The sequence below is a fragment of the Paeniglutamicibacter antarcticus genome (assembly GCF_039544305.1).
In the GTDB taxonomy this organism is placed as follows: domain Bacteria; phylum Actinomycetota; class Actinomycetes; order Actinomycetales; family Micrococcaceae; genus Paeniglutamicibacter; species Paeniglutamicibacter antarcticus_C.
On record NZ_BAABLK010000009.1, the window covers coordinates 50638 to 74362 of the forward strand.

Annotated in this window: 26 protein-coding genes and 1 riboswitch; of the genes, 10 read left to right on the forward strand and 16 right to left on the reverse strand. The window is 61.5% G+C overall.

Annotation, left to right across the window (positions count from 1 at the left end):
- Positions 1-84: 84 nt before the first annotated feature.
- Positions 85-849, forward strand: coding sequence for an IclR family transcriptional regulator (locus ABEA12_RS02785; RefSeq protein ID WP_210102403.1), 765 nt, complete (start codon positions 85-87; stop codon positions 847-849).
- A gap of 665 nt (positions 850-1514) precedes the next feature.
- On the opposite strand, the gene ABEA12_RS02790 is transcribed toward ABEA12_RS02785, so the two are convergent.
- The 5 genes from ABEA12_RS02790 to aceE all read right to left on the reverse strand — a co-directional run bounded on the left by ABEA12_RS02790 (position 1515) and on the right by aceE (position 8709).
- Positions 1515-3113, reverse strand: coding sequence for a solute carrier family 23 protein (locus tag ABEA12_RS02790; RefSeq protein ID WP_210099337.1), 1599 nt, complete (start codon positions 3111-3113; stop codon positions 1515-1517).
- Between the two features lie 77 nt (positions 3114-3190).
- Entirely contained in the window at positions 3191-4120 is a 930-nt protein-coding gene (pucL, locus tag ABEA12_RS02795; RefSeq protein ID WP_210099336.1) for a factor-independent urate hydroxylase, read from the reverse strand.
- A 5-nt stretch (positions 4121-4125) separates the two neighbouring features.
- The gene (uraH, locus tag ABEA12_RS02800) at positions 4126-4470 is read right to left on the reverse strand and encodes a hydroxyisourate hydrolase (protein WP_210099335.1); all 345 of its coding nucleotides are present in this window, start codon (positions 4468-4470) and stop codon (positions 4126-4128) included.
- A gap of 42 nt (positions 4471-4512) precedes the next feature.
- Positions 4513-5019: a 2-oxo-4-hydroxy-4-carboxy-5-ureidoimidazoline decarboxylase gene (uraD, locus tag ABEA12_RS02805; RefSeq protein ID WP_210099334.1), complete on the reverse strand. Its 507-nt coding sequence runs from the start codon at positions 5017-5019 to the stop codon at positions 4513-4515.
- A 972-nt stretch (positions 5020-5991) separates the two neighbouring features.
- Positions 5992-8709: a pyruvate dehydrogenase (acetyl-transferring), homodimeric type gene (gene aceE, locus ABEA12_RS02810; RefSeq protein WP_210099333.1), complete on the reverse strand. Its 2718-nt coding sequence runs from the start codon at positions 8707-8709 to the stop codon at positions 5992-5994.
- Positions 8710-9249: 540 nt separating this feature from the next.
- On the opposite strand from aceE, the gene ABEA12_RS02815 reads away from it, so the two are divergent.
- A complete protein-coding gene (locus ABEA12_RS02815) occupies positions 9250-10017 on the forward strand; it encodes an SDR family oxidoreductase (protein ID WP_210099332.1) in 768 nt (255 codons plus the stop codon).
- A gap of 12 nt (positions 10018-10029) precedes the next feature.
- On the opposite strand, the gene ABEA12_RS02820 is transcribed toward ABEA12_RS02815, so the two are convergent.
- Positions 10030-10482, reverse strand: coding sequence for an SRPBCC family protein (locus ABEA12_RS02820; RefSeq protein ID WP_210099331.1), 453 nt, complete (start codon positions 10480-10482; stop codon positions 10030-10032).
- 91 nt (positions 10483-10573) lie between these two features.
- On the opposite strand from ABEA12_RS02820, the gene ABEA12_RS02825 reads away from it, so the two are divergent.
- Positions 10574-10909 (forward strand): YnfA family protein, encoded by a 336-nt coding sequence (locus tag ABEA12_RS02825; protein WP_210099330.1) that lies wholly within the window; start codon positions 10574-10576, stop codon positions 10907-10909.
- A 351-nt stretch (positions 10910-11260) separates the two neighbouring features.
- On the opposite strand, the gene ABEA12_RS02830 is transcribed toward ABEA12_RS02825, so the two are convergent.
- The 3 genes from ABEA12_RS02830 to ABEA12_RS02840 form a co-directional block, all read right to left on the reverse strand.
- Positions 11261-11851, reverse strand: coding sequence for a hypothetical protein (locus tag ABEA12_RS02830; RefSeq protein WP_210099329.1), 591 nt, complete (start codon positions 11849-11851; stop codon positions 11261-11263).
- A gap of 15 nt (positions 11852-11866) precedes the next feature.
- Complete coding sequence (locus ABEA12_RS02835) at positions 11867-12187, reverse strand: hypothetical protein (RefSeq protein ID WP_210099328.1); 321 nt, start codon at positions 12185-12187, stop codon at positions 11867-11869.
- 86 nt (positions 12188-12273) lie between these two features.
- Positions 12274-12630 carry a PadR family transcriptional regulator gene (locus tag ABEA12_RS02840; protein WP_210102402.1) on the reverse strand — a complete coding sequence of 119 codons (357 nt, stop codon included), beginning with the start codon at positions 12628-12630 and terminating at the stop codon, positions 12274-12276.
- 108 nt (positions 12631-12738) lie between these two features.
- Here ABEA12_RS02840 and ABEA12_RS02845 point away from each other — a divergent pair, with 108 nt between their 5' ends.
- Complete coding sequence (locus ABEA12_RS02845; protein WP_210099327.1) at positions 12739-13497, forward strand: formylglycine-generating enzyme family protein; 759 nt, start codon at positions 12739-12741, stop codon at positions 13495-13497.
- An 86-nt stretch (positions 13498-13583) separates the two neighbouring features.
- On the opposite strand, the gene ABEA12_RS18580 is transcribed toward ABEA12_RS02845, so the two are convergent.
- A complete protein-coding gene (locus ABEA12_RS18580; RefSeq protein ID WP_425571719.1) occupies positions 13584-14189 on the reverse strand; it encodes a GNAT family N-acetyltransferase in 606 nt (201 codons plus the stop codon).
- Positions 14190-14355: 166 nt separating this feature from the next.
- On the opposite strand from ABEA12_RS18580, the gene ABEA12_RS02850 reads away from it, so the two are divergent.
- The 5 genes from ABEA12_RS02850 to ABEA12_RS02870 are packed head-to-tail and all read left to right on the forward strand — an operon-like array spanning position 14356 to position 18383.
- Positions 14356-15465, forward strand: a complete 1110-nt coding sequence (locus ABEA12_RS02850) for a WD40/YVTN/BNR-like repeat-containing protein (protein ID WP_210099325.1) — start codon at positions 14356-14358, stop codon at positions 15463-15465.
- On the forward strand, positions 15462-15749 hold the full coding sequence (locus tag ABEA12_RS02855; protein WP_210099324.1) for a ubiquitin family protein: 288 nt from the start codon (positions 15462-15464) through the stop codon (positions 15747-15749). The genes ABEA12_RS02850 and ABEA12_RS02855 overlap by 4 nt, the downstream gene beginning before the upstream one ends.
- 58 nt (positions 15750-15807) lie before the next feature.
- Positions 15808-16917 carry a tellurite resistance/C4-dicarboxylate transporter family protein gene (locus ABEA12_RS02860; RefSeq protein ID WP_210099323.1) on the forward strand — a complete coding sequence of 370 codons (1110 nt, stop codon included), beginning with the start codon at positions 15808-15810 and terminating at the stop codon, positions 16915-16917.
- Positions 16918-16944: 27 nt separating this feature from the next.
- Positions 16945-17952, forward strand: a complete 1008-nt coding sequence (locus ABEA12_RS02865; RefSeq protein ID WP_210099322.1) for a pirin family protein — start codon at positions 16945-16947, stop codon at positions 17950-17952.
- A gap of 47 nt (positions 17953-17999) precedes the next feature.
- Positions 18000-18383: a ribonuclease E inhibitor RraB gene (locus ABEA12_RS02870; RefSeq protein WP_210099321.1), complete on the forward strand. Its 384-nt coding sequence runs from the start codon at positions 18000-18002 to the stop codon at positions 18381-18383.
- A 115-nt stretch (positions 18384-18498) separates the two neighbouring features.
- Here the strand turns inward: ABEA12_RS02870 and dnaB are convergent, their stop codons facing one another.
- Entirely contained in the window at positions 18499-19872 is a 1374-nt protein-coding gene (gene dnaB / locus ABEA12_RS02875; protein WP_210099320.1) for a replicative DNA helicase, read from the reverse strand.
- A gap of 481 nt (positions 19873-20353) precedes the next feature.
- Here dnaB and ABEA12_RS02880 point away from each other — a divergent pair, with 481 nt between their 5' ends.
- Positions 20354-20812 (forward strand): DUF1801 domain-containing protein, encoded by a 459-nt coding sequence (locus tag ABEA12_RS02880; protein WP_345466301.1) that lies wholly within the window; start codon positions 20354-20356, stop codon positions 20810-20812.
- Between the two features lie 100 nt (positions 20813-20912).
- Here the strand turns inward: ABEA12_RS02880 and ABEA12_RS02885 are convergent, their stop codons facing one another.
- The 5 genes from ABEA12_RS02885 to rpsF form a co-directional block, all read right to left on the reverse strand.
- Positions 20913-21422 (reverse strand): flavin reductase family protein, encoded by a 510-nt coding sequence (locus ABEA12_RS02885; protein ID WP_210099319.1) that lies wholly within the window; start codon positions 21420-21422, stop codon positions 20913-20915.
- A gap of 69 nt (positions 21423-21491) precedes the next feature.
- A riboswitch (SAM riboswitch) is annotated at positions 21492-21605 on the reverse strand.
- Positions 21606-21968: 363 nt separating this feature from the next.
- Complete coding sequence (rplI, locus tag ABEA12_RS02890; RefSeq protein ID WP_210099318.1) at positions 21969-22424, reverse strand: 50S ribosomal protein L9; 456 nt, start codon at positions 22422-22424, stop codon at positions 21969-21971.
- Between the two features lie 15 nt (positions 22425-22439).
- Entirely contained in the window at positions 22440-22679 is a 240-nt protein-coding gene (gene rpsR / locus ABEA12_RS02895; RefSeq protein WP_007269381.1) for a 30S ribosomal protein S18, read from the reverse strand.
- A 62-nt stretch (positions 22680-22741) separates the two neighbouring features.
- Entirely contained in the window at positions 22742-23323 is a 582-nt protein-coding gene (locus ABEA12_RS02900) for a single-stranded DNA-binding protein (RefSeq protein WP_210099317.1), read from the reverse strand.
- Between the two features lie 48 nt (positions 23324-23371).
- Positions 23372-23677 carry a 30S ribosomal protein S6 gene (rpsF, locus tag ABEA12_RS02905; RefSeq protein ID WP_210099316.1) on the reverse strand — a complete coding sequence of 102 codons (306 nt, stop codon included), beginning with the start codon at positions 23675-23677 and terminating at the stop codon, positions 23372-23374.
- Between the last annotated feature and the right edge of the window lie 48 nt (positions 23678-23725).

Consider the following 23725-nt stretch of genomic DNA (forward strand, 5'->3'; position numbering starts at 1 on the left):
AGTTCCGGTATCTTTACTAGTGAGACCGATTGCATATTTACCCCCAATCTTGAGGAGCACCCCCCCGTGGACGAGCCCAAAGTCATGGACGGACCCAAAGTAGCGGCCGGCGTCCAGTCCGTTGAACGAGCCTTTGACCTGCTTGAGGTTATTGCACGTGCAGGCGGGGAAGCCGCATTGAGCGAACTCGCTGTTGACACCCCGCTGCCGCTGCCCACCATCCACCGGCTGTTGCGCACCCTGGTCGGCATTGGTTACGTTCGCCAGCTCTCCAACCGCCGCTATTCCCTGGGTCCGAGGCTCATCCGACTTGGCGAGGTCGCCAACCGGCAGCTCGGGGCCCTGGCCACGCCGGTGCTCAAGGAACTTGTCACCGTCTTGGGGGAATCAGCGAATATCGCCGTGCTCGATGGCGACATGGTCACCTACATCGCCCAGGCCCAGTCACCGCACTCCATGCGAATGATCACCGAGGTCGGGCGCCGCTCCAGCCTTCACGGCACCGGAGTGGGCAAAGCCATCCTCGCGGTGCTCGACGACGACCGCGTCCAGCGCCTTGTCAGCCAGGCCGGGATGTCGGTGAGTACTCCGCACACGATCAGCTCGCTGGGCGGGCTCTTTACCGAGCTCGAAGCGATCCGTGATCGCGGCTACTCCATTGACGAGGAAGAGCAGGAGCTAGGTGTCCGCTGCTTGGCGATGTCGGTCCCGGGCGCCCCCACACCCATGGCAATATCCATTTCCGGTCCGGTGACCCGTGTCACCGAGGAATTCTCCGACCGGGCCATCCCGGTGCTGCGCAAGGCCACCCAACGCCTCTCCGCATCACTGGCAGTGCGCACCGAGTAAAACCGCCCAGCCACGTCCAAGGCCCCGATGGGTGGTCGCATCAGTTGATGTGACCACCCATCGGGGCTTTTTCATGCCTCCGCGACCCGCACCATGCCCCAGTCGGAGGTCTGCGCCGGTGGTGTGGGGTTGCGGATCATGCTTCCCGGCGGTTTTTCGTGGTTTTTTCACCCCACGTCCCAGGCAGCTACCTTTACCTGGTGTTGGCATCGGGGCGGAATCCGCGAGGACGCAGGGAGTCGAGGACGCGTTTACCAGCCGATACATGGGCAGTGCGGCGAACGGTTGGCCACGGGACGCGCAACCGGCAGCCAACCGCCGGGAACACCGGGTGGCTGCCTCGCAGACCGATACACGCTTCCAGCGCGCTCACTAGATCGAACATCGGCAGCTCGGTCGCAGCCACGTCCCGGAGGTAGACCCCGAAGCCCCGCCCTGAGACCATCGCGATCCCTTGGAAGAACCCGGCTGTTGGGGATACCTGGGTCCGCCATCGGGCAGGACCCCCCGCTTCCGCCAAGGCCGACCGGCGTTCTCCGCAAGATGATGGGTGAATCGGGCGGACACACGAAAGGCCGGTGTTGGCAGTGCTAGCGATTTTGTCGCTATCACTGCCAACACCGGCCCGCTGCCAGGGAAATGCTCAGCTGTGAACTGCCATTGGGTTAGGCGTGGTTAAGCTCTGTCGTGCTTTGTTGAGTGTTTTGGCGCCTGCCGCGTTGTTTCTCGGCATTGGCCTGGTTGTTCACGCCGGTGACCACCTTGAGTTGGTGGGTGATCAAGGCATCCTTAAAGTCGTCGTCGGAGACAACCGGGATTTCGTCGCCGTCGGCATCGATCAGCTTGCCGGCTTCGTAGTGGTCTCCGTCGCGCAGTCCGCGAACTTCTTCTTCACGAACCATGCGGGGAGGAGCTGCAGCGAATACCGAGGCGTTGTTCTTCGGGGTGCCGAACTTCATCTCGTTGAAGAGCAGGTTCAACAAGATGGCCATCACTGCGGCCGAGCTGATGCCCGAGTCGAAGATGGTTGCGAACCAGGTCGGGAACGAATCGTAGAAGTCCGTCTTGACGATCGGCAGGCTGCCGAAGGCGATCGAGGTGGCAACGATGATCAAGTTGAGGTTGCCCTCGTACTTGACCTTGCTCAGCGTGCGAATACCCGAAGCGGCGACCGTGCCGAACAGGACGATGCCGGCGCCGCCGAGGACGGCGGTCGGGACAGCTGCGACCACGCGGCCCAGGACCGGAAGCAGGCCGAGGATAACGAGGATTCCGCCACCGGCGGTGACCACGAAGCGTGATTTCACGCCGGTGATGGCCACGAGGCCAACGTTCTGGGCGAAGGCGCTCTGGGTAAAGGTGTTCAGGAACGGTGCAAGGATGCTCGAGGCCATGTCGGCACGCAGGCCGTCGGCGATGCGGCGTGAGGTGATCTTGCTTCCGGTGATCTCGCCCACGGCGAGGATGTCTGCGGTGGTTTCGGTCAGGATCACGATCACGACGATGAGCATCGAGATGATGCCGCCGAGCTCGAAGACCGGCCAGCCGAAGGCCAGCGGCTGCGGGAAGGCAAAGATCGTGCCGTTGCCGACCTTGGAGAAGTCGGCCATGCCCAGGAGCACTGCGATGACGGTGCCAAGAACCATGGCGAAGAGGATCGACAGGCGTGAGATTGCAGCGTTGCCGAGCTTGGAAAGCAGCAGGGCGAGCAGCAACGTGATGCCGGCCAAGCCGATGTTCTCGAGGCTTCCGTAGTTATCGGCCTTGGAGTTGCCGCCCATGGCCCAGTTTGCTGCCACGGGGGTCAGCGAGATGCCAATCATGGTGATCACAACGCCGGTGACAACCGGCGGGAAGAACCGAATGATGCGGGCGAAGAACGGGGCTATCAGGAAGCCGACGGCGGAGGCCGCTAGTACGGCACCGAAGACTGCCTGGATACCTCCACCGCCATCGATGATTGCCACCATGGTGGCCACCGATGCGAAGGACGTTCCTTGGACCAGCGGCAGCTGGCAGCCAAAGAACGGGATGCCCACAGTCTGCAGGATGGTGGCTAAGCCACCGACGAAGAGACAGCTTGCGATCAGGACGCCGACTTCCTCGGACGAGAGGCCGGCTGCGCCGCCAATGATCAAGGGTGGTGCAATGATGCCGCCATACATGGTCAGCACATGCTGAAGTCCGTATGCGAGTGTGCGCCCCAGAGGCAGACGCTCATCCTCTGGTCGAAGTTTGGTAGTTTTGACTTGCGTAGTGTTCACAGCTGATCTCCTAAGTCGGTTGCTGCGGTGAAGGGTGTGCCGACGTGACAGCGTCGGCACACCCTTTTATTCACCGCTTAGCAGAAACCTGGCGTATTTTCCCAGATCGGGTGCGTGGCGGCAACGCCTTCACGCGTGATGGTTGCTTCGATGAGTCCGTACGGGCGATCGGCCGCGAAGAAGACCTCATTGGGGTTGTCCTGACCGAATGCGTCGAGATCAACCAGGAAGTGGTGCTTGTTCGGAAGCGAGAACTTGATTTCGTCGATTTCCGGGTGGGCTTCGAGAACTGCACGACCCATTTCAAACATGGTCTGCTGCAGTGCGTAGGAGTGGTTGTTGGCGAACTGCTCCAACAGGTGTCCACGAACTGAGGTGTACAGAGCGTCGAAGTCGATACCGCCGGCTTTGATGGCCTCGGTGTTGTAGCGCCAGCGCGCGGTGACATCGGTAGCCAAGATACGATCCGTGGCTTCCTTCAAGGTGGTGTATCGGTCTACGGGGAAGCCGACGAACTCGCTACCGGTGGACTTCAGGACGGTGAGGCCCGAAAGTCCGCCAACGATGTTCTTCTCGCCGTTCTCGGAGATCTCAAGAACCGCGGTGCGAACCTCGGACTTGTTGGTCGAGAATGCGTGGTCGTGGTCGTTGATGCGATCCCAGAAGTACTGCTCGGCTGCCCAGCGGCCACCGGTGATCCATTCGAATTCGCTGGTGAAGTGCTCTCCGAGGCGAACCAGGAAGCTCTCCACGGATCCGACGCCGTCACGGGCAAGACCGTAGACGGTGTTCTTCTGTGTGTCGGTTGGGACAACCCGGCCGTTGTCACCTTCGATGTGGGCCTTGGTGAAGTCGCCGTGCAGCTGCGAGGTGACGTTCAGATCCTGGATCTCGTGGCGTTCGGTGTCGCGGGTGATCTTGACGAGGCGTACTTCGGCCTTGCCGTACTGGTTCTTTCCCAGGACGATCTTGGTCGAGACGTTGGCTTCGGTAGTGGTGCTTGTCATGATAATTAGCTCCCTCGGTACGTGGAAAATGCAAACGGGCTGATAAGAAGAGGTACGTGGTAATGATCCGCGGTGTTGGACACCGTGAAGTTGATCGTTACCGCGGGGAAGAAGGTTTCCGTACCCTTCTGCCCGAAGTAGGCGCCGGTTTCAAAGGAAACACGGTATTCGCCTGCTTCAACCTGCACCGGTCCGAGGTTTGCGATCCGACCATCACTGTCGGTCACCCCGGTCCCGATTTCTTGCCAACCGGATGCCTTCTTGGCTTCCAGCGTGGCCTTGACACCGGAGGAAGGCCTCCCGGTCCCGGTGTCGAGTACATGGGTTGTGATGTGGCTACGTTCTGCCATAGCTGTGCTCTCAGAGCTCCTCAAGGGTAGTTTGTGGGGCGCTTAGCGCGCGGAGACAGAATCGAAGAGTGCGCCGAGTCGGAGCAAAGCGATTTCTCGCAGCTGCTCGCCGACCTCGCGGGTTTCGGTTTTGTCGTCATTCGTACGTCTGCGGTTGAGCTCTGCGAGAATCTCCTCGCTGCTGCGTCCGGCGGCCCGGATCAGGAAGACGCTGTCAAAGCGCTCTTCATAGGCTCGGTTGCCCGCGGCCAGCTGCTCCTTGATGTCGGCTTCCATGTTGAGCCCGGACTGTTCGCCGCGGCTCAGCGTTGCTTCGGCCGACCCTCCCTCGGCGCGCTCACCGATCCGCGGATGGTGGGCCATCGCAGAGACGATTTCCTCTTCCGAGAACGGGTTTGCTGCGTTGCAGGCTTGGCTCAACAGCTCCTCGGTGGAACCGAAGGGGCGCTCCGACACGATGGAATCAATCCAGCGGTCGATATCGATGCATGGGCGCAGGATGTTTGCTGCTGCCTCTGCATCAAGGTTGTTGAAGATCAACACGTCCATGGGTGATCAGCTCTTTCAAGTATCTGTTGCGTGCCACGATCAAAGGCTGAACACCCTTACCACCAGCTGTGCCGGCTTCGACTCGATGTTTTTGAATCGTGGAAACTTTCTCTCACTCCATGTAACCCGCATCACAGGGTGTTCGTCAAGTGAAAACGGAAAAAACTTTTCACAACTTCCAAAACCCTGCCAATTCGCACCGTAAAGCAACTTTTTCTCCCTCACCCCTTGCGCAAGCACCCCAAGTGTGACCATAATCATTTCGTACAGCAAAACATTATTTCCACATTGCGGAAGCATTTAGTTAGAGGAGGTCGCATGAAAATCGTCGGTTCAGCAGCTAAATTGCCCAGTGAACACGAAGCGCACGCACCCGCGGAGACACCCGCGGCCCTATCCACTGGGATATTCCACCCGATTCGCGGCCTCGACCCCGATATGGGCCCTCGGGCAGTCCGGGGCAACGGCTTGACTCCATGGTGGTCGCGTTTGCGCCCAGGACGTCGCCTGCCCAACCAAGCACGGTAGTCGCACGGCCACTTAGGTCCGCAAAGCGAGGGAAAGCCATCGAAAACACGATGGCTTCCCCTCGCTTTGTTGTGCTTACCAGCCCTTTTCGCCCCAACGTTCCGGTCCTCCGCTTCCACGAGTCCCGACAGTGGCCGAACAGTCCCAAGGACCGAAGCCGCCGCACTGGATCGATATGCAGACCGGGAACCGAGAACAATCCAGCTTCCGGCCCCTGGGCCATCGAATAAAGGGCTGCGGCATCGCGACGTCACCTGGCAGTCGCCACTGGGCGCACACCTACGCCGATCGTGGCTTGCACAGGACCAACTCCCTGGCCCGGCACTGGGCGCCCTCTCTGGGGCATGGCAAAGGGCCCCGCAAACAGACTCCGCGCTCTTCCTGGATAAGGAAAGAAACACGGGCACTGCTCACGGGGCCCAAAGTGTTGCAGCGTAAAACCGTTTAGGAGTCGCCGCCTGAGTTGCCGCTGGCTCCGGCGTTGACGTCGTTGAGCTGGTACTTGGCGAAGGCTGCTCCAGGAACGGAAGCCTCCACTTCACCGTTCTTTGCCAGCAGCTGCAGCGTGCGCACAACCATCGAGTGCGCGTCGATCTTGAAGAAGCGACGTGCCGCGGCGCGGGTGTCGGAGAAACCGAACCCGTCGGCGCCAAGGGTGGCGAACTCGTTGGGCACAAACTGGCGGATCTGGTCAGGAACCATCGACATGTAGTCGGTGGCAGCCACGACCGGGCCGCGCGAACCAACGAGCTGGCTGGCCACGAAGGGAACCCGTGGCTCCGAACCCGGGTTCAGGAAGTTGTCGCGCTCCGCCGCGAGGCCGTCCCGGCGCAGCTCGTTCCAGGAGGTCACCGACCAGACATCCGCCGATACACCCCAGTCCTCTGCCAGGAGGCGCTGGGCTTCCAGGGCCCACGGCACCGACACGCCCGATCCCATCAGTTGGGCGCGCGGTCCTTCGAGGTGGCTTTCCGAGACGCGGTGGATACCACGCAGGATTCCCTCGACGTCTGTGTTTTCCGGTTCCTTGGGCTGCTGGTAGGGCTCGTTGTACACCGTGAGGTAGTACATCACGTTCGGATCTTCGTGTTTGCCCCCGTACATGCGCTCCAGGCCGGACTTGACGATGTGGCCGATCTCGTAGCCGTAGGCCGGATCGTAGGTGACCACTGCCGGGTTGGTCGAGGCTAGGATCGGGGAATGCCCGTCGGCGTGCTGCAGGCCCTCACCGGTCAGCGTGGTGCGCCCGGCCGTCGCGCCGATGATGAACCCGCGGGTCATCTGGTCCCCGGCTGCCCAGAAGGCATCTCCGGTGCGCTGGAAACCGAACATCGAGTAGAACACGTAGACCGGGATCAACGGCTCGTCGTGCGTGGCATAGGAGGTTCCGGCGGCGGTGAATGCCGCCACGGCCCCTGCCTCGTTGATACCCGGGTGGATCAGCTGGCCGGCCGGGGATTCCTTGTAGGCCAGCACCAGGTCGCGGTCCACCGAAAGATAGTTCTGCCCGGCAGGGTTGTAGATCTTTGCCGTCGGGAAGAAGGCATCCATGCCAAAGGTGCGCGACTCGTCGGGCACGATCGGGACGACACGCCTGCCGAACTCCTTGTCGCGCATCAGGTCCTTGAGCACACGCACGAACGCCATGGTGGTGGCGGCCTGCTGCTTGCCCGAGCCACGTGACGCGGTCTCGTACGCCTTGTCCTCTGGGAGGTGGATCTCCGTTGTCTTGGTGCGGCGGGCCGGAACGGACCCACCCAGTGCCTCGCGGCGCTCCATCATGTACTTGTACTCGGGCGAATCCTGCTCCGGGCGGTAGTACGGCGGCAGGTAAGGATCGGCTTCGAGCTGCTCGTCGGTGATCGGGATGCGCAGGTAATCGCGGAAGTTCTTGAGGTCCTCGAGGGTCATCTTCTTCATCTGGTGCGTCGCGTTGCGCCCCTCGAAGTGCGGGCCCAGCCCGTAGCCCTTGACCGTCTTGGTCAAGATGACTGTCGGCTTGCCCTTGAACTCTGTCGCGGCCTTATACGCGGCATAGACCTTATGGTAATCGTGGCCGCCGCGCTTGAGGTTCCAGATCTGCTCGTCGGTCAGGTCCGCAACCATTTCCTTGGTCTGCGGGGACTTTCCGAAGAAGTGCTCGCGGACGAAGGCACCGTTCTCAGCCTTGTAGGTCTGGTAGTCCCCGTCCGGGGTCTCGTTCATGATGTCCACCAGTGCGTTGTCCGTGTCGTTTTCGAGCAGGGAATCCCACTCGCGGCCCCAGACGACCTTGATGACGTTCCAGCCGGCACCGCGGAAGAAGGCTTCGAGTTCCTGCATGATCTTGCCGTTGCCGCGCACCGGCCCATCGAGGCGCTGCAGGTTGCAGTTGACCACGAAGTTGAGGTTGTCCAGCTTTTCGTTCGCAGCCAACTGGAGGAAGCCGCGTGATTCGGGCTCGTCCATTTCGCCGTCGCCCAAAAAAGCCCAGACCTGTTGGTCGGAGGTGTCCTTGATGCCGCGGTTCTGCAGGTATCGGTTGGACTGCGCCTGATAGATGGCGTTGGCCGGTCCGATGCCCATGGACACGGTGGGGAACTCCCAGAAATCCGGCAACGAACGCGGGTGCGGGTAGGAAGGCAGCGCATGGCCTTGACGGGACTTTTCCTGGCGGAAACCGTCCAGGTCCTCTTCGCTCAAACGCCCCTCGAGGAAGGCGCGAGCGTACATTCCTGGCGAGGCGTGGCCCTGGAAGAAGACCTGGTCTCCGCCGCCGGGGTGGTTCTTGCCGCGGAAGAAATGGTTGAAGCCAACTTCGTACAGGGTTGCAGCACCGGCATAGGTGGAGATGTGTCCACCGACACCGACACCGGGACGCTGGCCGCGGTGCACCATGACGGCGGCGTTCCAACGCATGTAGGCGCGGTAGCGGCGCTCAACCTGCTCGTCACCTGGGTACTCCGGTTCGCGGTCAACGGCAATGGTGTTCACGTAGTCGGTGGTGTGGACCAGCGGCAAATTCACGCTGGCCTGTCCCGCACGACCCATGAGCGAGGTCATGATGCCTTCAGCAGTTTGGGTACCGCGGGCTTGCACCAACGCATCGAATGATTCGATCCATTCAGAGGTTTCTTCGGGGTCGAACGACGATGCTTGAGTGAACTCATCAACGATGGTCATAGATGTTTCCTTCAGACGTGGAGGGGTGGCAACTTTTGGTCACCAATTAAAGCACGAGAATATTTCACTGTGTGAAATCTTCCTCTCGCATACTAAGATTAAGTGAACGCTGTCACAAGCCCAAAAGTCAACGTTGCGTCATTATTCGATAGATGCTTCCCTTTCGTGACTGCCGATCCAGGCCTAAAACCCTGGATGGAAGTCCAACTCATCCAACAAGATATGATCCAAATTCCTCGTTCCCACTAGGGCAATTCAATATCTGTCGCCTCTCTTGGAGCCACAGCAGGTGAGCTCGGACAAGTTTTCCGAGGATAAGACCGAATGAAAGCAATCTTTCCGGTCTAGCCGCCGTCACCGGCAAACAGCTCGGCGCATTGAAGCCCTGAGTTATCCGTCGCAGGGGCCAAGGGGTCCGAATGCTACGTCCGGCCGCAGGTTCCTGACAATCCGGGCACGGCTGGATAACCTTGTCCGTGGGCCCACCATCGACAGCCAACCCCTGCATTTCCAATCCACGACCATAAGGATGGTTTCCCTTTGAACCCCGTTGAAGACCAACACACTCACAACTCGCGAACCATCGTGGTCACCGGTGCCGGATCAGGGATCGGCCAGGCAGTCACACGCCGCATGCTCAAATCCGGCTGGAACGTGGTCCTTGCCGGGCGGAGGGAAGCCCAGTTGCAGCGAAGTGCCGAGGACCACCCCAACGCACTGGTTGTCGTCACCGATGTCACCGACCCAAACGCGGTGGAGGCGCTGGCCACCGCCGCAGCCACTCGTTTCGGCAAGATCGATGTCCTCTTTAACAACGCCGGGATCTTCGGCCCCGCTGCGGGCATCGGAGAACTCACCCCGGAGCAATGGCAGCAGGTCTGCGCAGTAAACCTCAGTGGTGCCATGTACTGCGCCGGTGCCGCGTTCAGGCACATGCAGGAATCAGGTGGCGGACGAATCATCAACAACGGATCCATAAGCGCGCAGGTTCCGCGTCCGGCATCCGTGGCCTACGCGGTGACCAAACACGCGATCACCGGCCTGACCAAGTCCATCGAACTGGACGGGCGCCCCTACGGAATCACCTGCTCGCAGATCGATATCGGAAATACCGCCTCGGACATGATGGCAGACGTCGGTGCGAACTCCGGCGCATTACAAGCTGACGGGAGCAGAAGGATCGAACCTTCCTTCGATATCGACCAGGCCGCGGCCGCAGTCGAGTTCATGGCCAGCGCGCCGGCCGACGTCTCGATCAACAACATGACCATCACAGCCGCGGGCATGCCGTTCATCGGGCGAGGTTAAAGGCTATACGCCCTAGAGGTGCTTGGCGAACAGTCGATCCAGTTTGTTGAACGAGGATTCCCAACCGGTCCGTGAGGGCTCGAGGACCTCGGCCGGAAGCGGGCCTTGGATGACCCGCAGCGCTGTCCCCGTCGGGCAGTCGGCGAGCTCGACGCGCATTTCAATGACCAGGTTCAGGGTCATTTCATGCGGTCCGTCCTCGGTGACCATGAGTTCGTGCTCTCGGACCTCGGTAAACGTCGCATGCACCGGGGAAGTTTGCGTGGCGTCATCGAGCAGATGCATCACGAACTTCTGGACCCCTCCAACTCGGGGCTCGATCTCCACGGTATCCACGTGTACTCCCCACCCTTGGGGGCCAAACCATTCGGCAAGGATCTCCGGTTCGGTGAAGGCAGCCCATACGGCGCTGCGGGGTGCCGAAAATTCGTGTTCAATAACCAGTTCGCCCATATCCATGCGCATGAGGATATCGCGTTCTTGGCCATGAACCGAAAATTCAGGTGTCGTGCATGGGAGCAAACACCCACCTGCCGAGTGCGAGAGGATTGCGGGTATGACCTTGGTGAAATCGATCTTGCTCTTTGGCGTGGCCGCACTGCTGGAAATCGGTGGTGCCTGGATGGTGTGGCAGGGCATCCGTGAACACCGCGGATGGCTTTGGGTCGGCGGCGGGGCCGTTGCCCTGGGCCTGTATGGAATCGTGGCCACGCTCCAGCCGGATGCCAACTTCGGCCGCATCCTGGCTGCCTACGGCGGAGTCTTTATTGCCGGATCATTGCTGTGGGCGGTGTTCCTGGACGGCTTCCGCCCGGATCTCTGGGACATCACCGGCGCCCTCGTTGCCTTGGTCGGGGTAGGGCTGATCATGTACGGGCCGCGAGGCGCCTAAGACCCGAATAACCCGCGCCCGGTTTCGATGTCGACGGGCAACGAGGATTGCTCGTGGTCGATCAGCCAGCCCGACGCGCGTAGTGAAAGTCCCCTGGTGAACCTATCGGTTGGCGAACGCTTTTTCACATCCGGGCATCGACGAAGTCGACCTGAAGTGTTTCGGCACGCAGCAATCCGGCTCATCCTTCCTCCATCGTCCACCACGCGGGGGAACCCTCATACTCGAAACATCCCCACGCATCGTAGAAGTGGACATCACGCGCGCAGAGTCCCTGAAACCCGCAACATCCTTGCCCTTCACCGCCGTTGCATAGGAACCGAGGATCTGGCGGCCATGATTTTCGCTGAATCAGCTTTCCATGAAGCGGACCCTGGCTTGACGACGCATGGCGCGGATGGCTTTCTGCCGGCGCGGCCTTTGCCTCACCCGTCTAGGTGTGCGGTCACAGAGTAGTTCGCCCCCCCGGCTCAACCGGCGGCCGGCAAGCGACACCGCGGCCGACCTGGCACTACCTCGGCTGTGCGTCCATTTGATGGAGTGCGGGCGAGAGGCATCCCGGGATGCGGCATTCGGTCCCAGCCACGACTCCGGGGTCCTTTCTGGCATCCAAGCGGCCAGGAAAAGTGATTGCGCGAGCACCTGGACCAGCCCGCCGCCCAGGAACGCCATGTCCGCAAAGATGCCGGCGAGCAGAGCAACCACCACGGCCACTGGTGGGCGTCCTGCCTTGGTAGAGAACGCGTGCCACGCCAATCCCAGCAGCATCAGTGCGGGAGCCGCAATGGTGAAGCTAAAGCCCAAGGCATTCAATAAATCGACAAACGGTGTTTCGCCGGTCAAGGGCGTGGAGAAATTTGCTGCATAGTCGGCCATGAACAGCCATGATCCAACGGTTCCGGCAACAATTCCCAAACCACAGAGGAAGTTGACGGTGGTCAACTGCCAAGCAGCTAGTCATCCGATCCGATATAGAAACGCTGTGAGTGCCATGATCGTCAGGAAGTACGGCACGGCAAACGAGGCCAAGGACCGTGCACCGTCCAACGAAGCAAGGGCAATGCTCGAGAGGTTCGTCGATTCCAGAATCGATCCCTGGACTAATTCCGGGAGCGCTCCCAGCACCAGCCCCACGAACCATAGTCCCGTCGCGACCAACGCCAGGATACGCACCCTTTCGAATGTGTAGTGTTCCGCCATCCCCTGGAGCCTGAGGCCCACAAGTTGGCCAACGGGCACCTTGTCCAGGGCCTTTGCGTCGGTATCGTGCAGAAGCATTCCCAGGACAACTTCCGAGTGCCTTTCCTACCACGCCTTCGGAAACCTCGCCAGTGACCGGCGATAGGTTCGTTCCATCTCATTGCTCACGCAATCACCGCCCCCGGGCTGGGCACACCAGATGCCACCATTGGGGAAGTCACTTTTCTGGCTGCTTTCAACCTGTTCTCCATTGACTTCACCTCCGCCGACAGGGCCTGTGCGCCCTGGTCACTGAGCTTGAAATAGCGTCTAGCGCGGCCTTCCACGATTTCCTCGCCGTCCACGATGATTGCCCCGCTGCGCGTCAGACGTTCAAGCGCGGCATAGAGTGTTGTCACTTTCGGGGTAAAAGCTCCGCCACTTGAGGTGGCAATTTGCTGCATGATGGCGTATCCGTGCCGTCGCCCGCCGGCCAAGGCCGTAAGGATCCAGAAAGACGATTCGTTCAAGGCTCCACTCATGCAACAAGCATATTCCCATGATTGCAGTATTACCGGGAATCGAAAGATTTCCTTTCTCCATACCGCTGGTTCTCGATACTGGGGGATGATCAAGTCGTGGAACTTTCAATGGCATCGATTCCCTCCGGAACAATTTGCATGCGCGACGCACGCTCAGAGCGGGTCAGAGAGGTGCACCTGCGCCCATTTCAACTCGCACACACCCAAGTCACCAACGCCCAATGGGCGCAAGTCCCGGGCATGAGGCCGGAACACCATGCGGGATCGAACCTTCCGGCACACCCGGTGACATGGTTTGAGGCCGTAGCCTGGTGCAATGCTTCGTCGCTCGCCGCCGGCCTGGAGCCCGCATACGGGTTCGGCGAGCGCGGTACCCTCTGGAACGTTGGTGCGGAGGGCTACAGGCTTCCCACCGAGGCTGAGTGGGAGTTCGCTTGCCGTGCAGGGACAACGGGACCGACCCATGGGCCGCTGGACGACATCGCTTGGACCGCCGGCGACAGCCTCGATGGACCGCGGCAGGTCGGCCTCAAGGCGGCCAACGCCTTCGGCGCTTTCGACATGCTCGGAAACATCTGGGAGTGGTGCTGGGACTATGCCGATACCGCCCGGTACGGAGACTACCGGAGCCTGCGCGGTGGTGGATGGGATGACAAGGCCTGGAGCTGCCGGGCTTCGGTGCGCCGTGGCAGCGCCCCCGATGCCGTTATTGATGATGTCGGTTTCCGCGTGGCCCGCGGAGCCGTCGGTGAGCCGGGCGGGAGCATCGCCCAAGGTTGGTCGGCTCAGGCCGATCGCCGTCGCGCAGCTATCCGCGGCCCGCTTCCCGTCGGGTGGACACCGTTGCGCAGCCTGCAAGAGGATTGAGGCCGCCGGGCGACGGCTCTGCCCCCTGCCCCCCGAGCAAGGGACCGCATGCAACACCCTGTCGGGTGGGCTGTGCAAGAACATCATCAGCCGCGGTAGGCGGGCCAGTGGAGCACCTCGGGACCCAGTTCCCGACCAGCAAGGATGAGACGCTTCACCGATGCCTCCCCCACTGCTTCCACCGTGCTCGGCGATGGCCGCCCCTCCCAACGGAGCCGGAGCCCGGCCCTCTGCGCGACCGTGAGAGAGGCCGGGCTCAATGGGAGCATCCTGTCAACAACCGGAGTCTTGTCCCGGCAGGCGTGGGCACCCTCAATACCATGGCATGCCAGCTCGGTGTCAAAACCGTGGCCCCAACATTCCGGGGCAATCCGGTAGCCCAGCTTCCACAGCGGGGAACCTTCATTGGCCTCAAGTAGGTGGACTCCCCCTCTTCCCACGAGCTTCCTCGGAGCCAAGCCCGGCAGGGCTTGGTCGTTTCCCAGGCGCACCGCCCAATGTGAAAGCCCGTTCTGCTGCCAACCTACGCCAAACATTTCCAACAACGACTCGGTCGGCGCAGGTTTTTGGGTCCGCGATGTGCCTCGATCTTCGCTGGTTGCCGGCGATTGCGAAGACGGCAGCCAGGTCTTCCTGCGGGTGTTCGGAGAGCAGTAGCCGTGCCGTCGCACATTGCATCTGGGGCATTGCACCTCCTGGCGTTGCCGCAGAGGACATGTTCGCAACTCCGCACCACATACGCGGCCCCCGTGCTTTGGCAACGCGTAAAGCGGTTTCTTGGTCCCGGGGCCTATCGAGGGTCCTTTTTATGCGGTCCAACTCTTGTATCCGGGACCTTGGGATGTTGCACTGTTCTCCATGGACACCGAACCTCGAACCATCCTGGCCATCGGAACCAAAAAGGGCCTTTGGCTGGCTGAAAGCACTGACCGTGAAGACTGGACGCTCAACGGACCCCACTTCCTGAACCTCGAAGTGTCCTCCGTTGCCATTGACACCCGCGAAGGCAGGACCCGCATCCTGGCCGGGGTCAACGACTGGCATTGGGGGCCGAGCGTCCTCTACAGCGACGATCTCGGCGCCACCTGGTCCGAACCCGAGGCCGGCGCCATCAAGTTCCCCACCGACACCGACACCGCACTGGCACGTATCTGGCACCTGCGACCGGACACCGCCGATCGCCCGGGTGTGGTGTGGGCCGGATGCGAACCGATCTCCGTCTTCAAGTCCACCGACTCGGGGGAACACTTCGAACTGAACCGCGGGCTCTGGGACCACCCGCACCGCAGCCAGTGGGGCGCTGGGTTCGGCGGGGCCGCGGTGCACAGCATAGTTCCCCATGCCCAGGATGAGAACACCATCCACGCAGCCATGAGCACCGGAGGGGTGTACCGCAGCACAGACGGCGGGAAGAAGTGGGACCCACGGAACAACGGGATCTCCGCGTATTTCATGCCCGATCCGCTCCCGGAGTTCGGCCAGTGCGTCCACCACATCACCGCCGACGCCGCCGACGCCAACCGTCTCTATGCGCAAAACCACCATGGGGTCTACCGCAGCGATGACTCCGGGGACCATTGGACAAGTATCGCCAAGGGACTTCCCTCGGACTTCGGGTTCGTGTTCCTGTCCCACCCGCGCACCGGAGGCACCGTGTGGACCATCCCGCTGAAGGCCGACTCGCAGCGCATCCCGGTCGACGGCCGTCTCTCGGCGTTCCGATCCACCGATGCCGGAGAGTCCTGGAGCGAACAGCACGAGGGCCTTCCCGATGTGGATTACAACGCAGTGTTGCGGGACGCCGCAGCGGTGGATGACCATCCCGGAAGTGTTGGCGTGTACTTCGGTACCCGCGGCGGGGAGGTCTTTGCCAGCAACGACGAGGGTGCGTACTTCGCCACGGTCGCCGAACGACTGCCCGATGTGCTCAGCGTCAGGGCTGGCACGCTGGCCGGAGTGCGGCAATGAGCACGATCGTCATCGAGGTGCCCTCGGTGCTGGCCGCTACGTTGGCCGGGCAACGCCGGCTTGAGGTCCCGCTGCCGCGGGAACCGACCATGCGTGGGCTGCTGGATGAACTCGATGTCCAATACCCACTGTTTGGGCGGCGGGTGCGTGATGAGCGCGGGGATGTCCGCCGATACGTGAACATCTTCATCGGACAGGACAATATCATCGACCTTGAGGGCTTGGAATCGACGGTGCATCAGGGTCATTGCGTGCTGATCATGCAGTCCGTGGCGGGGGGTTAGCGACCCATCACGGCCACCGGGGCTAATCTGGCCTGAAGACCTTCTTGAAGGAGACATCGTGCCATCAGTGAACCGCCAGCCCGTCGCCGCCGCCGTCCCCAGCGGGTCCCTGGTGCGGTTGGACGCGGTGGTCAAGGGTTTCCCGCCTGCCGCCTTTTCGTTCGTGATGGCCACCGGCATCCTCTCCACCGGGCTGTGGATGGTGGGCCACGGGGCATTGTCCGTGGTTCTGATGTGGATAGCCGCGGCGGCCGGGGTCCTGCTGTCGGTGGCTTTGGTGTGGCGCGCGATTTCCCACCCGGGAACGCTGATGGCCGATGCAAACAACCCTGCCAAGGCCTTCGGGTTCTTTACCATCGTGGCAGGCGCCAACGTGATGGGCCTGCGCTTGGAGATAGCCGGCATGTCCGCTGCGATGATGGTGCTGGCGAGCATCGCGGCAGTGGTGTGGGTGGCGCTGACCTACGGAATTCCGGCCTCCATGCTGCTGCGCGACCGCTCCACCCCGATCCTGCACGACGCCAACGGCAGCTGGTTCCTCTGGGTCGTGGGCACCCAGTCATTGGCCAACGCGTTCGCGGTGTTCGCCCGCAATACGCACAACGATCTCGCCGCGGTCGGGGCCACGGCCGCGTGGGGCATCGGATTGGTGCTCTACCTGTTGGTCAGCACGCTGGTGACCCTGCGCATGCTGACGCTGCCCAACCGGCCGGAAACCCTGAGCCCTACCTACTGGATCTTCATGGGAGCGACCGCGATCACCGTGCTGGCCGGGGCAAACGTGCTGTCGATGCCGGGAGACCTGGCGATCTCCATCAGCACCCACACCTTCGTCGCCGGGGCCAGCTTCGTGTTGTGGGCCCTGGGCATGTGGTGGATCCCGCTGTTGGTGCTCTTCGGCATCTGGCGCCATGTGATGTCCCACTATCCGATGGGCTACGAGACCGGGCTCTGGGCCATCGTCTTCCCGCTGGGCATGATGTCGGCTGCAAGCATCTCCTTCGGCCGGGGCGAATCCATCTCGGTCATGATCCGCATCGGGGAAGTCGGGGTCTGGATTGCGGCCGCAGCATGGATCGGCACCATTGCGCTGATGCTGGTGTGCTTCGCACGCTGGCTGCGTGCCGGATCCAGGTCACTGGCCGCGAGCACGCAAGGGGATGCCTAAAGCCGACCCCGGCACTACGCTGGGGCCATGAGCAACATGGATGTCCATCCGGACGAGATTCTTTGCGGGGCCGGGGCACGGCACCCGGGGATCGAGCTGCTGGTCCCACGCAATGTCCCGCTCGGCGGACCGCGCTCCATGAGCGTACGCCGCACGCTGCCGCAAAAGCAGCGCAGCCTCATCGGCGCCTGGTGCTTCCTAGACCATTACGGACCCGACCCCGTCGGTGATACCGGCGGGATGAGGGTCCCTCGCCACCCGCACACCGGGCTGCAGACCGTCTCGTGGTTGTTCACCGGAGAAATCGAGCACCGTGATTCAGCCGGCTTCCACGGAATCATCCGCCCCGGCGAGCTGAACCTGATGACCGCGGGCCGCGGCATCAGCCACTCCGAATATTCCACCCCCGAAACCATTATGCTGCACGGGGCCCAGCTGTGGGTTGCCCTGCCCGACTCCGCGCGCCACGTGACACCCGCCTTCGAGCACTATCGGCCCGAGCCCCTGTCCGGGGACGGATTCAGCCTCAGCGTCTTTCTCGGCGGGCTGGGCGTGCTCAACCCCGGCGGCACGGACCAGCATTCGGCCTCGCCGGTTTCGACGTATACCGAGCTGGTGGGTGCCGAGATCCTGCTTCAGCCCGGCGCCACCCTCCGGCTCGCGGTGAAGCAGCAACACGAACACGGGGTGTTGCTGGATACCGGCACGTTGAGGATCGGCATAGACGAACTGCGCGCCGGCCAATTGGCCTACCTGCCACCCGGGAGCCAGGAAGTCAGCCTTACCGCAGGCTCCCATCCGGTGCGCGCACTGCTGATTGGCGGTGAACCGCTCAATGAGCAGATCCTGATGTGGTGGAACTTCGTGGGCCGCACCCACGAGGAAATCGTTAGGTACCGAAGGCAGTGGCAAGCGGAGACAGGTGCGGAGCCTGCGGGCCCGGACACCAAGCGTTTCGGGGACTTCCCTGCAGACGGGCCGGCGCCGTTGCCCGCCCCGGTCTTGCCCACGGTAAGGCTCCGGCCACGCAACTGATGCTCACGCACGCATTGCACGAAGACAAGGGAAGGAGCCGGGCGAAGATGTCGTTGAACGAGGAACTAGCCACGCTGCGCAAGGAACTGGCCGAACGCGCGGCGCTGGGCGACCAGCTCGTTACCAAGCGCGAGATGGAACATTTCATGTCCTTCCGCTCGCTACGCGAAGTCACGGAGGCCGCCGGGCATCTTGAGCGTTCGGGCTGGCAAGTCGATCGGACCGAGGGCCAGGACGCCAACTCAAGATACCTGCTGCGGGCCTACCGTGAGCAAACCCTGGACGTGGAAAGCGCCGAGCAGGCCCTGCGCGGCGTGTACGCCATCACCGACAAGCACGGCGGCAGCTACGACGGGTTCGGCGCCCGCTTAATCACCGCCGAGGGGAGCGAACCTCAGGGCTTCTTCGGGCGGCTTTTCGGGACCCCCTGAGTAGCAGCCCCACTTGGGAGCAACACCATCGGCTGACCCGTATCCAGCGCCCCCGCCGTGGACCGCGGCCTGCCCGGCTCCGTGATCGGCGCCGGGGCAATGGCTACGGAGCGGTTTAGCCCATGCCGTCCTGGGCCATGTTGTTGAACCGCGAGTAGTGGCCCTGGAAGGCCACAACGATGGTCTTGGTCGGGCCGTTACGGTGCTTGGCCACGATCACGTCTGCTTCGCCGGCACGCGCCGATTCCTTGTCGTAGATGTCTTCACGGTGCAACAGGATCACCATGTCGGCATCCTGCTCGATGGATCCCGATTCGCGAAGGTCCGAGATCATCGGCTTCTTGTCCGTGCGTTGCTCGGAACCACGGTTGAGCTGGGACAGGGCAATGACCGGCACGTCGAGTTCCTTGGCCAACAGCTTCAAGGCACGCGAGAACTCGGAGACTTCCTGCTGGCGGGATTCGACCTTCTTGCCAGAGCTCATCAGCTGCAGGTAATCCAGGACCACCAGTTTCAGGTCGTGCTTCTGCTTGAGCCGGCGGCACTTGGCGCGTATTTCCATCAGCGACATGTTCGGGGAGTCGTCGATGAACAGCGGAGCGTCGTTGAGCCGGCCCATGGTCGTGGCGATCTTGGACCACTGCTCATCCTGGATGGTGCCCTTGCGCAAATCCTGCAAGGCGATGCTTGCCTCGGCCGAAAGCAGGCGCATGGCGATCTCGTTGCGACCCATCTCCAGGGAGAAGAAAACGGCCGTCATATTGTTCTTAATGGATGCTGACCTAGCAAAATCCAGTGCGAACGTTGATTTTCCAACAGCTGGCCTGGCAGCGATGACGATCATCTGGCCGCCGTGGAGACCTTGGGTCAGTTCGTCGAGTTCGAAGATTCCGGTGGGAACACCGGTGACGCCCTCGCCACGGTGCCCGGCCGACTCGATTTCATCGACGGTGCCTTCGATGATGTCACGCAGCGGGACGTAGTCCTCGGCGGTACGGCGCTCGGACACCTTGTAGATCTCGGCCTGGGCCTCGTTGACGATCGCGTCGACTTCCCCGTCATGCGAGTACCCGAGCTGCACGATTTTGGTGCCTGCTTCGACCAGGCGGCGCAGCACGGCACGTTCGCGCACGATCTCTGCATAGAAGCCGGCATTCGCTGCGGTGGGCACCGACTGAATGAGCGTGTGGAGGTAGGCGGGGCCGCCAATCCGGGTGATCTCGCCGCGCTTGGTAAGCAGGTCGGAGACCGTAACGGCATCAGCAGGCTCACCGCGGCCGTAAAGGTCGATGATGGCCTCGTAGATGGCCTCGTGCGCCGGGCGATAAAAGTCGAGACCGCGCAGAACCTCGACACAGTCCGCAATCGCGTCCTTGGAGAGCATCATGCCGCCCAGCACGCTTTGCTCGGCTACAAGGTCTTGCGGTGGAGTACGTCCATAGTCCGACTCACGTGAGTCCGAGCTGGTTTCGACATTGGCTAGCGACACGGGCTTTTCCCTTCGAGCTTCGCGGGTTCCCAAGTTTTCCGCTTCATTACCTATTCAGTGTCTCAGGGAGCAATGACAATTCGTTAGGTCCAAACTCACTTGTGCGCAAGGGCACCGCGAACCTGTGGAAATAGGTGGGGAACACTGTCACCATAGACCGGTTTTCCCCTAAACCCAACACGGTTATCCACAGCCCATGTGGATAACCTGTGAACCTTACGGCGTGTTGTGTGCACAGTCTGGGGAAAACGTTGTGGATTTCACTTAGATTCTTGTATCAAAAGATGACTGACTAGGCTTTACGTAATCTGCACCTTGTGGATACAAAGTAAATTTCGGCATACTCCACGGGCGTAAATGCTAGTTATACACACAAGAAGCCCATGATTCCGGGGTTAACCCGCGCCTAACGCAATAGTTACCCACAAGCTATCCACAGACACGCCGAGGTTTACGAGAAAGCTGGGGATAAGGAACCTTGATGCACATCACTGCCACTGGCATACTGGCCAGCATGAACCCCACCAGGACCGTGCCGACGCACCTTGATCCACGGGAGTTCATCGCGACGGTGCCAAACCAGCGGCGGAGCGCCGATGTGGAGGTCCTGTTGGAGCTGATGGAGGAAGCCAGCTCTCAGCCAGCAACCATGTGGGGGCCGAGCATCATTGGCTTCGGTAGTTATCACTACATGTACGACTCTGGCCGCAAAGGTGATGCATGCCCCATTGGGTTCTCACCAAGATCATCAAACCTGGCCCTCTACGGGCTCACGATCGGCCCGAACGCCGAGCAGCTTCTGCAGACGCTGGGCAAGCACAAACGCGGAGCTTCCTGCCTCTATGTCAACAAGCTCGAGGACATTGACCTGGAGGTCCTGGCCCAGCTCGCCCGTGAAGGATACCGGCACATGATGGATACGGTCCACGACCCGTCATAGTGGCGCTCGTCAACGTCGATCTCGCGCCAAAGCCCACTCCCCGAGGCCCCCGTTCTCCATCCCGGGCTTCGGAGAAGCAAGCCTTGGTGTAGGAATGCCCTTAGGAGACCAGTTGCTCGGCTTCCAGTCGACGGAACGCCGACCCGTGGAACACCAGCGGAGGATTGACTGTCTCGTGCCCCTGGTGGCCGTGTACGCGCAAGAGGACGATGTGGTGGTCGCCCGCCGGGATTTCCTGCTCGATCGAGCAATCCAGCCACAGCGTGGCCTCGTGCAGGAAGAGGGCGCCCTCGTCGGTTGAATTCAAGCGGAGCCCGGCAAAGCGGTCCCCCGATTTGGAGGCTATCTGGCGGCATACCCCTTCGTTCTTTTCGCTCAGGACAGAGACGCCAATTCTTCCTCCGCTGCGAACCAACGGCCAGGTCCGCGAAGTATTCTGGACGGCGAACATGACCAGGGGCGGATCCATCGAGACCCCGACGGTGAAGGAGGAAGCCACGATCCCTTGCGGCTGTCCCTCCACAATGGTGCAAAGTGCTGCAATTCCTGAGGGGTGCTGGGCAAAGACGTTGCGCAGGGTATCGGGTGTGAGGTCAGAGGTGAGGGCCATGGTTCTCAGTCCTTCGGCTTCGGCCCACCGTCGCTAAGGTGCGTGAAATCACGCGCAGCCAAGCGAGGTGTGCGGTACTTGCCCCCGGGGTCCCCGAAGGCCGAATCTTCACCTGGAGCACCCCACCACCGTGAGAGGGTTGCCGGCCAACAAGCCAGGGCCTATAAGTTGACACTCTTGATTCATCACCAACGTTAGGAGAATTGTTGCGCTCGCGTCAAAGTTTGTTTCGACACACTTGGACATGAAGCGTAAAAATCAAAGATCCATCGCTCACATGGGGTCTTCTGCGCCCCCGGGCCTCGCCCCGCGCCGGCATGGCCACTGGTGGTGTGATTGCTGGCCGCTCGTCCGGCTCCATGGACCCGTTCTGCCTCCCGGTGCCTGTACCGCCCGGGCGCGGCCTCCCAAGGGGCCAGCAGGCCCAACGCCGGCCCCCTGCGCTCCCCCGGCCGCGGAACCCTGCGCCTTAAAGCAGTGTGGGCTCCGCCATTGGCGGGGCCCACACTGCTTCGTCGTCAACCACAAGGGTCGACGTGCAAGAAACTACTTCTTGCCAGCAACTACCTGCAGCGAAACCTTGGCCGATACATCGGCGTGCAGACGCACGGTCGCCGAGTAGTTACCCGTTGACTTGATGTGATCGTTGATTTCGATGTTGCGCTTGTCGAGCGAGCCCAGGCCAGCGGCTTCAACAGCCTTGGCGATGTCCTCGGTCTTCACGGTGCCAAAGAGGCGACCGGTTGCGCCGGCCTTGACGGTCAGCTTGACCGGCTTGGCCGAGATCGATGCGGCAAGTGCCTTTGCATCGTCCAGGGACGCCACGGCGCGAGCAGCACGGGCGGTCTTGATCGACTCGACCTGCTTCTCACCGCCCTTGGTCCAGACAATGCCGAAGGCGCGCGGGAGAAGGTAGTTACGTGCGTAACCGTCCTTCACCTCGACGATGTCGCCTGCGGCACCGAGGCCGGTAACTTCGTGGGTCAGAATGAGCTTTGCCATGTTGGTATACCTTCCTTAGCCGCGGCCGGCGCCGGAGTATGGCAGCAAGGCCACTTCACGCGCGTTCTTGATGGCCTGGGCGATTTTGCGCTGTTCCTGAACGGAAACACCGGTAACGCGACGGGCACGGATCTTTCCGCGATCGGAAATGAACTTGCGCAGCAGTGCTACGTCCTTGTAGTCGATGACAGTAATGTCAGCGGCCTTCAAGGGGTTGGACTTAGGTTTGGGCTTACGGAGTTCAGCCTTAGCCATCGTGGAGCTCCTTCATCTTGTGGAGCCCGCAGAATTTTCTGCGGGATGGTGAATAAATGTTTTTAGAAGGGTGGTTCGTCGGAACCCGGGTTGCCCCATCCGCCGTTGTTTCCTCCGGCAGGAGCACCCCATGGGTCGCTTGCCGGTGCATTCCAGCCGCCACCGGGGTTTCCGCCGGCGTTGCCGCCACCGAATCCACCGCCGCCGCCTTGGTTGCCGCCGGCATTGGCCCCAGCGTTCTGCTGTTGACCACCAAAGCCACCACCGCCACCACCGGAGCGCTGGGCACGGGTGACCTTTGCGGAGGCGTAACGCAGCGACGGGCCGATTTCATCGACCTCAAGCTCGGTGACGTTACGCTTTTCGCCTTCCTTGGTTTCGTAGGAACGCGACTTGAGGCGGCCCTGGGCAACAACACGCATGCCCTTGGTCAACGTCTCAGCGACGTTTTCGGCTGCCTCACGCCACACCGATGCACGAAGGAACAGCGTGTCGCCGTCCTTCCACTCATTGGTCTGGCGGTCGAAGGTTCGCGGGGTCGATGCGATGGTGAAGTTCGCCACTGCGGACCCTGACGGGGTGAAACGTAGTTCCGGGTCAGCGGTCAAATTACCGATAACCGTAATGACGGTCTCGCCTGCCATTGGAGCCTCCTACAAGGGTGTTGTTCTACGAAGATCGAAGAAGCAGAATTACTCTGCGACGACCTTTGCTTCTTCCGGGCGGGTGATCTTGGTGCGCATGATGGTCTCATTGAGGCCCAGTTGGCGGTCAAGCTCTGCGGAAGTTGCGGGGGTTGCGGTGAAGTTGACTACCGCGTAAATGGCCTCATTCTTCTTCTGAATGTCGTAGGCCAGGCGGCGACGGCCCCAGATGTCAACGTTCTCGATGGTTCCACCATCGTTACGGACAACATCAAGGAACTTACCGATCATTGGTTCGACGGTTCGCTCGTCGACCTCGGGGTCGATCAGCACCATTAATTCATAAGCACGCATGTGAACCCACCTCCTTTGGGCTAAACGGTCACGGTATTTCCGCAACAG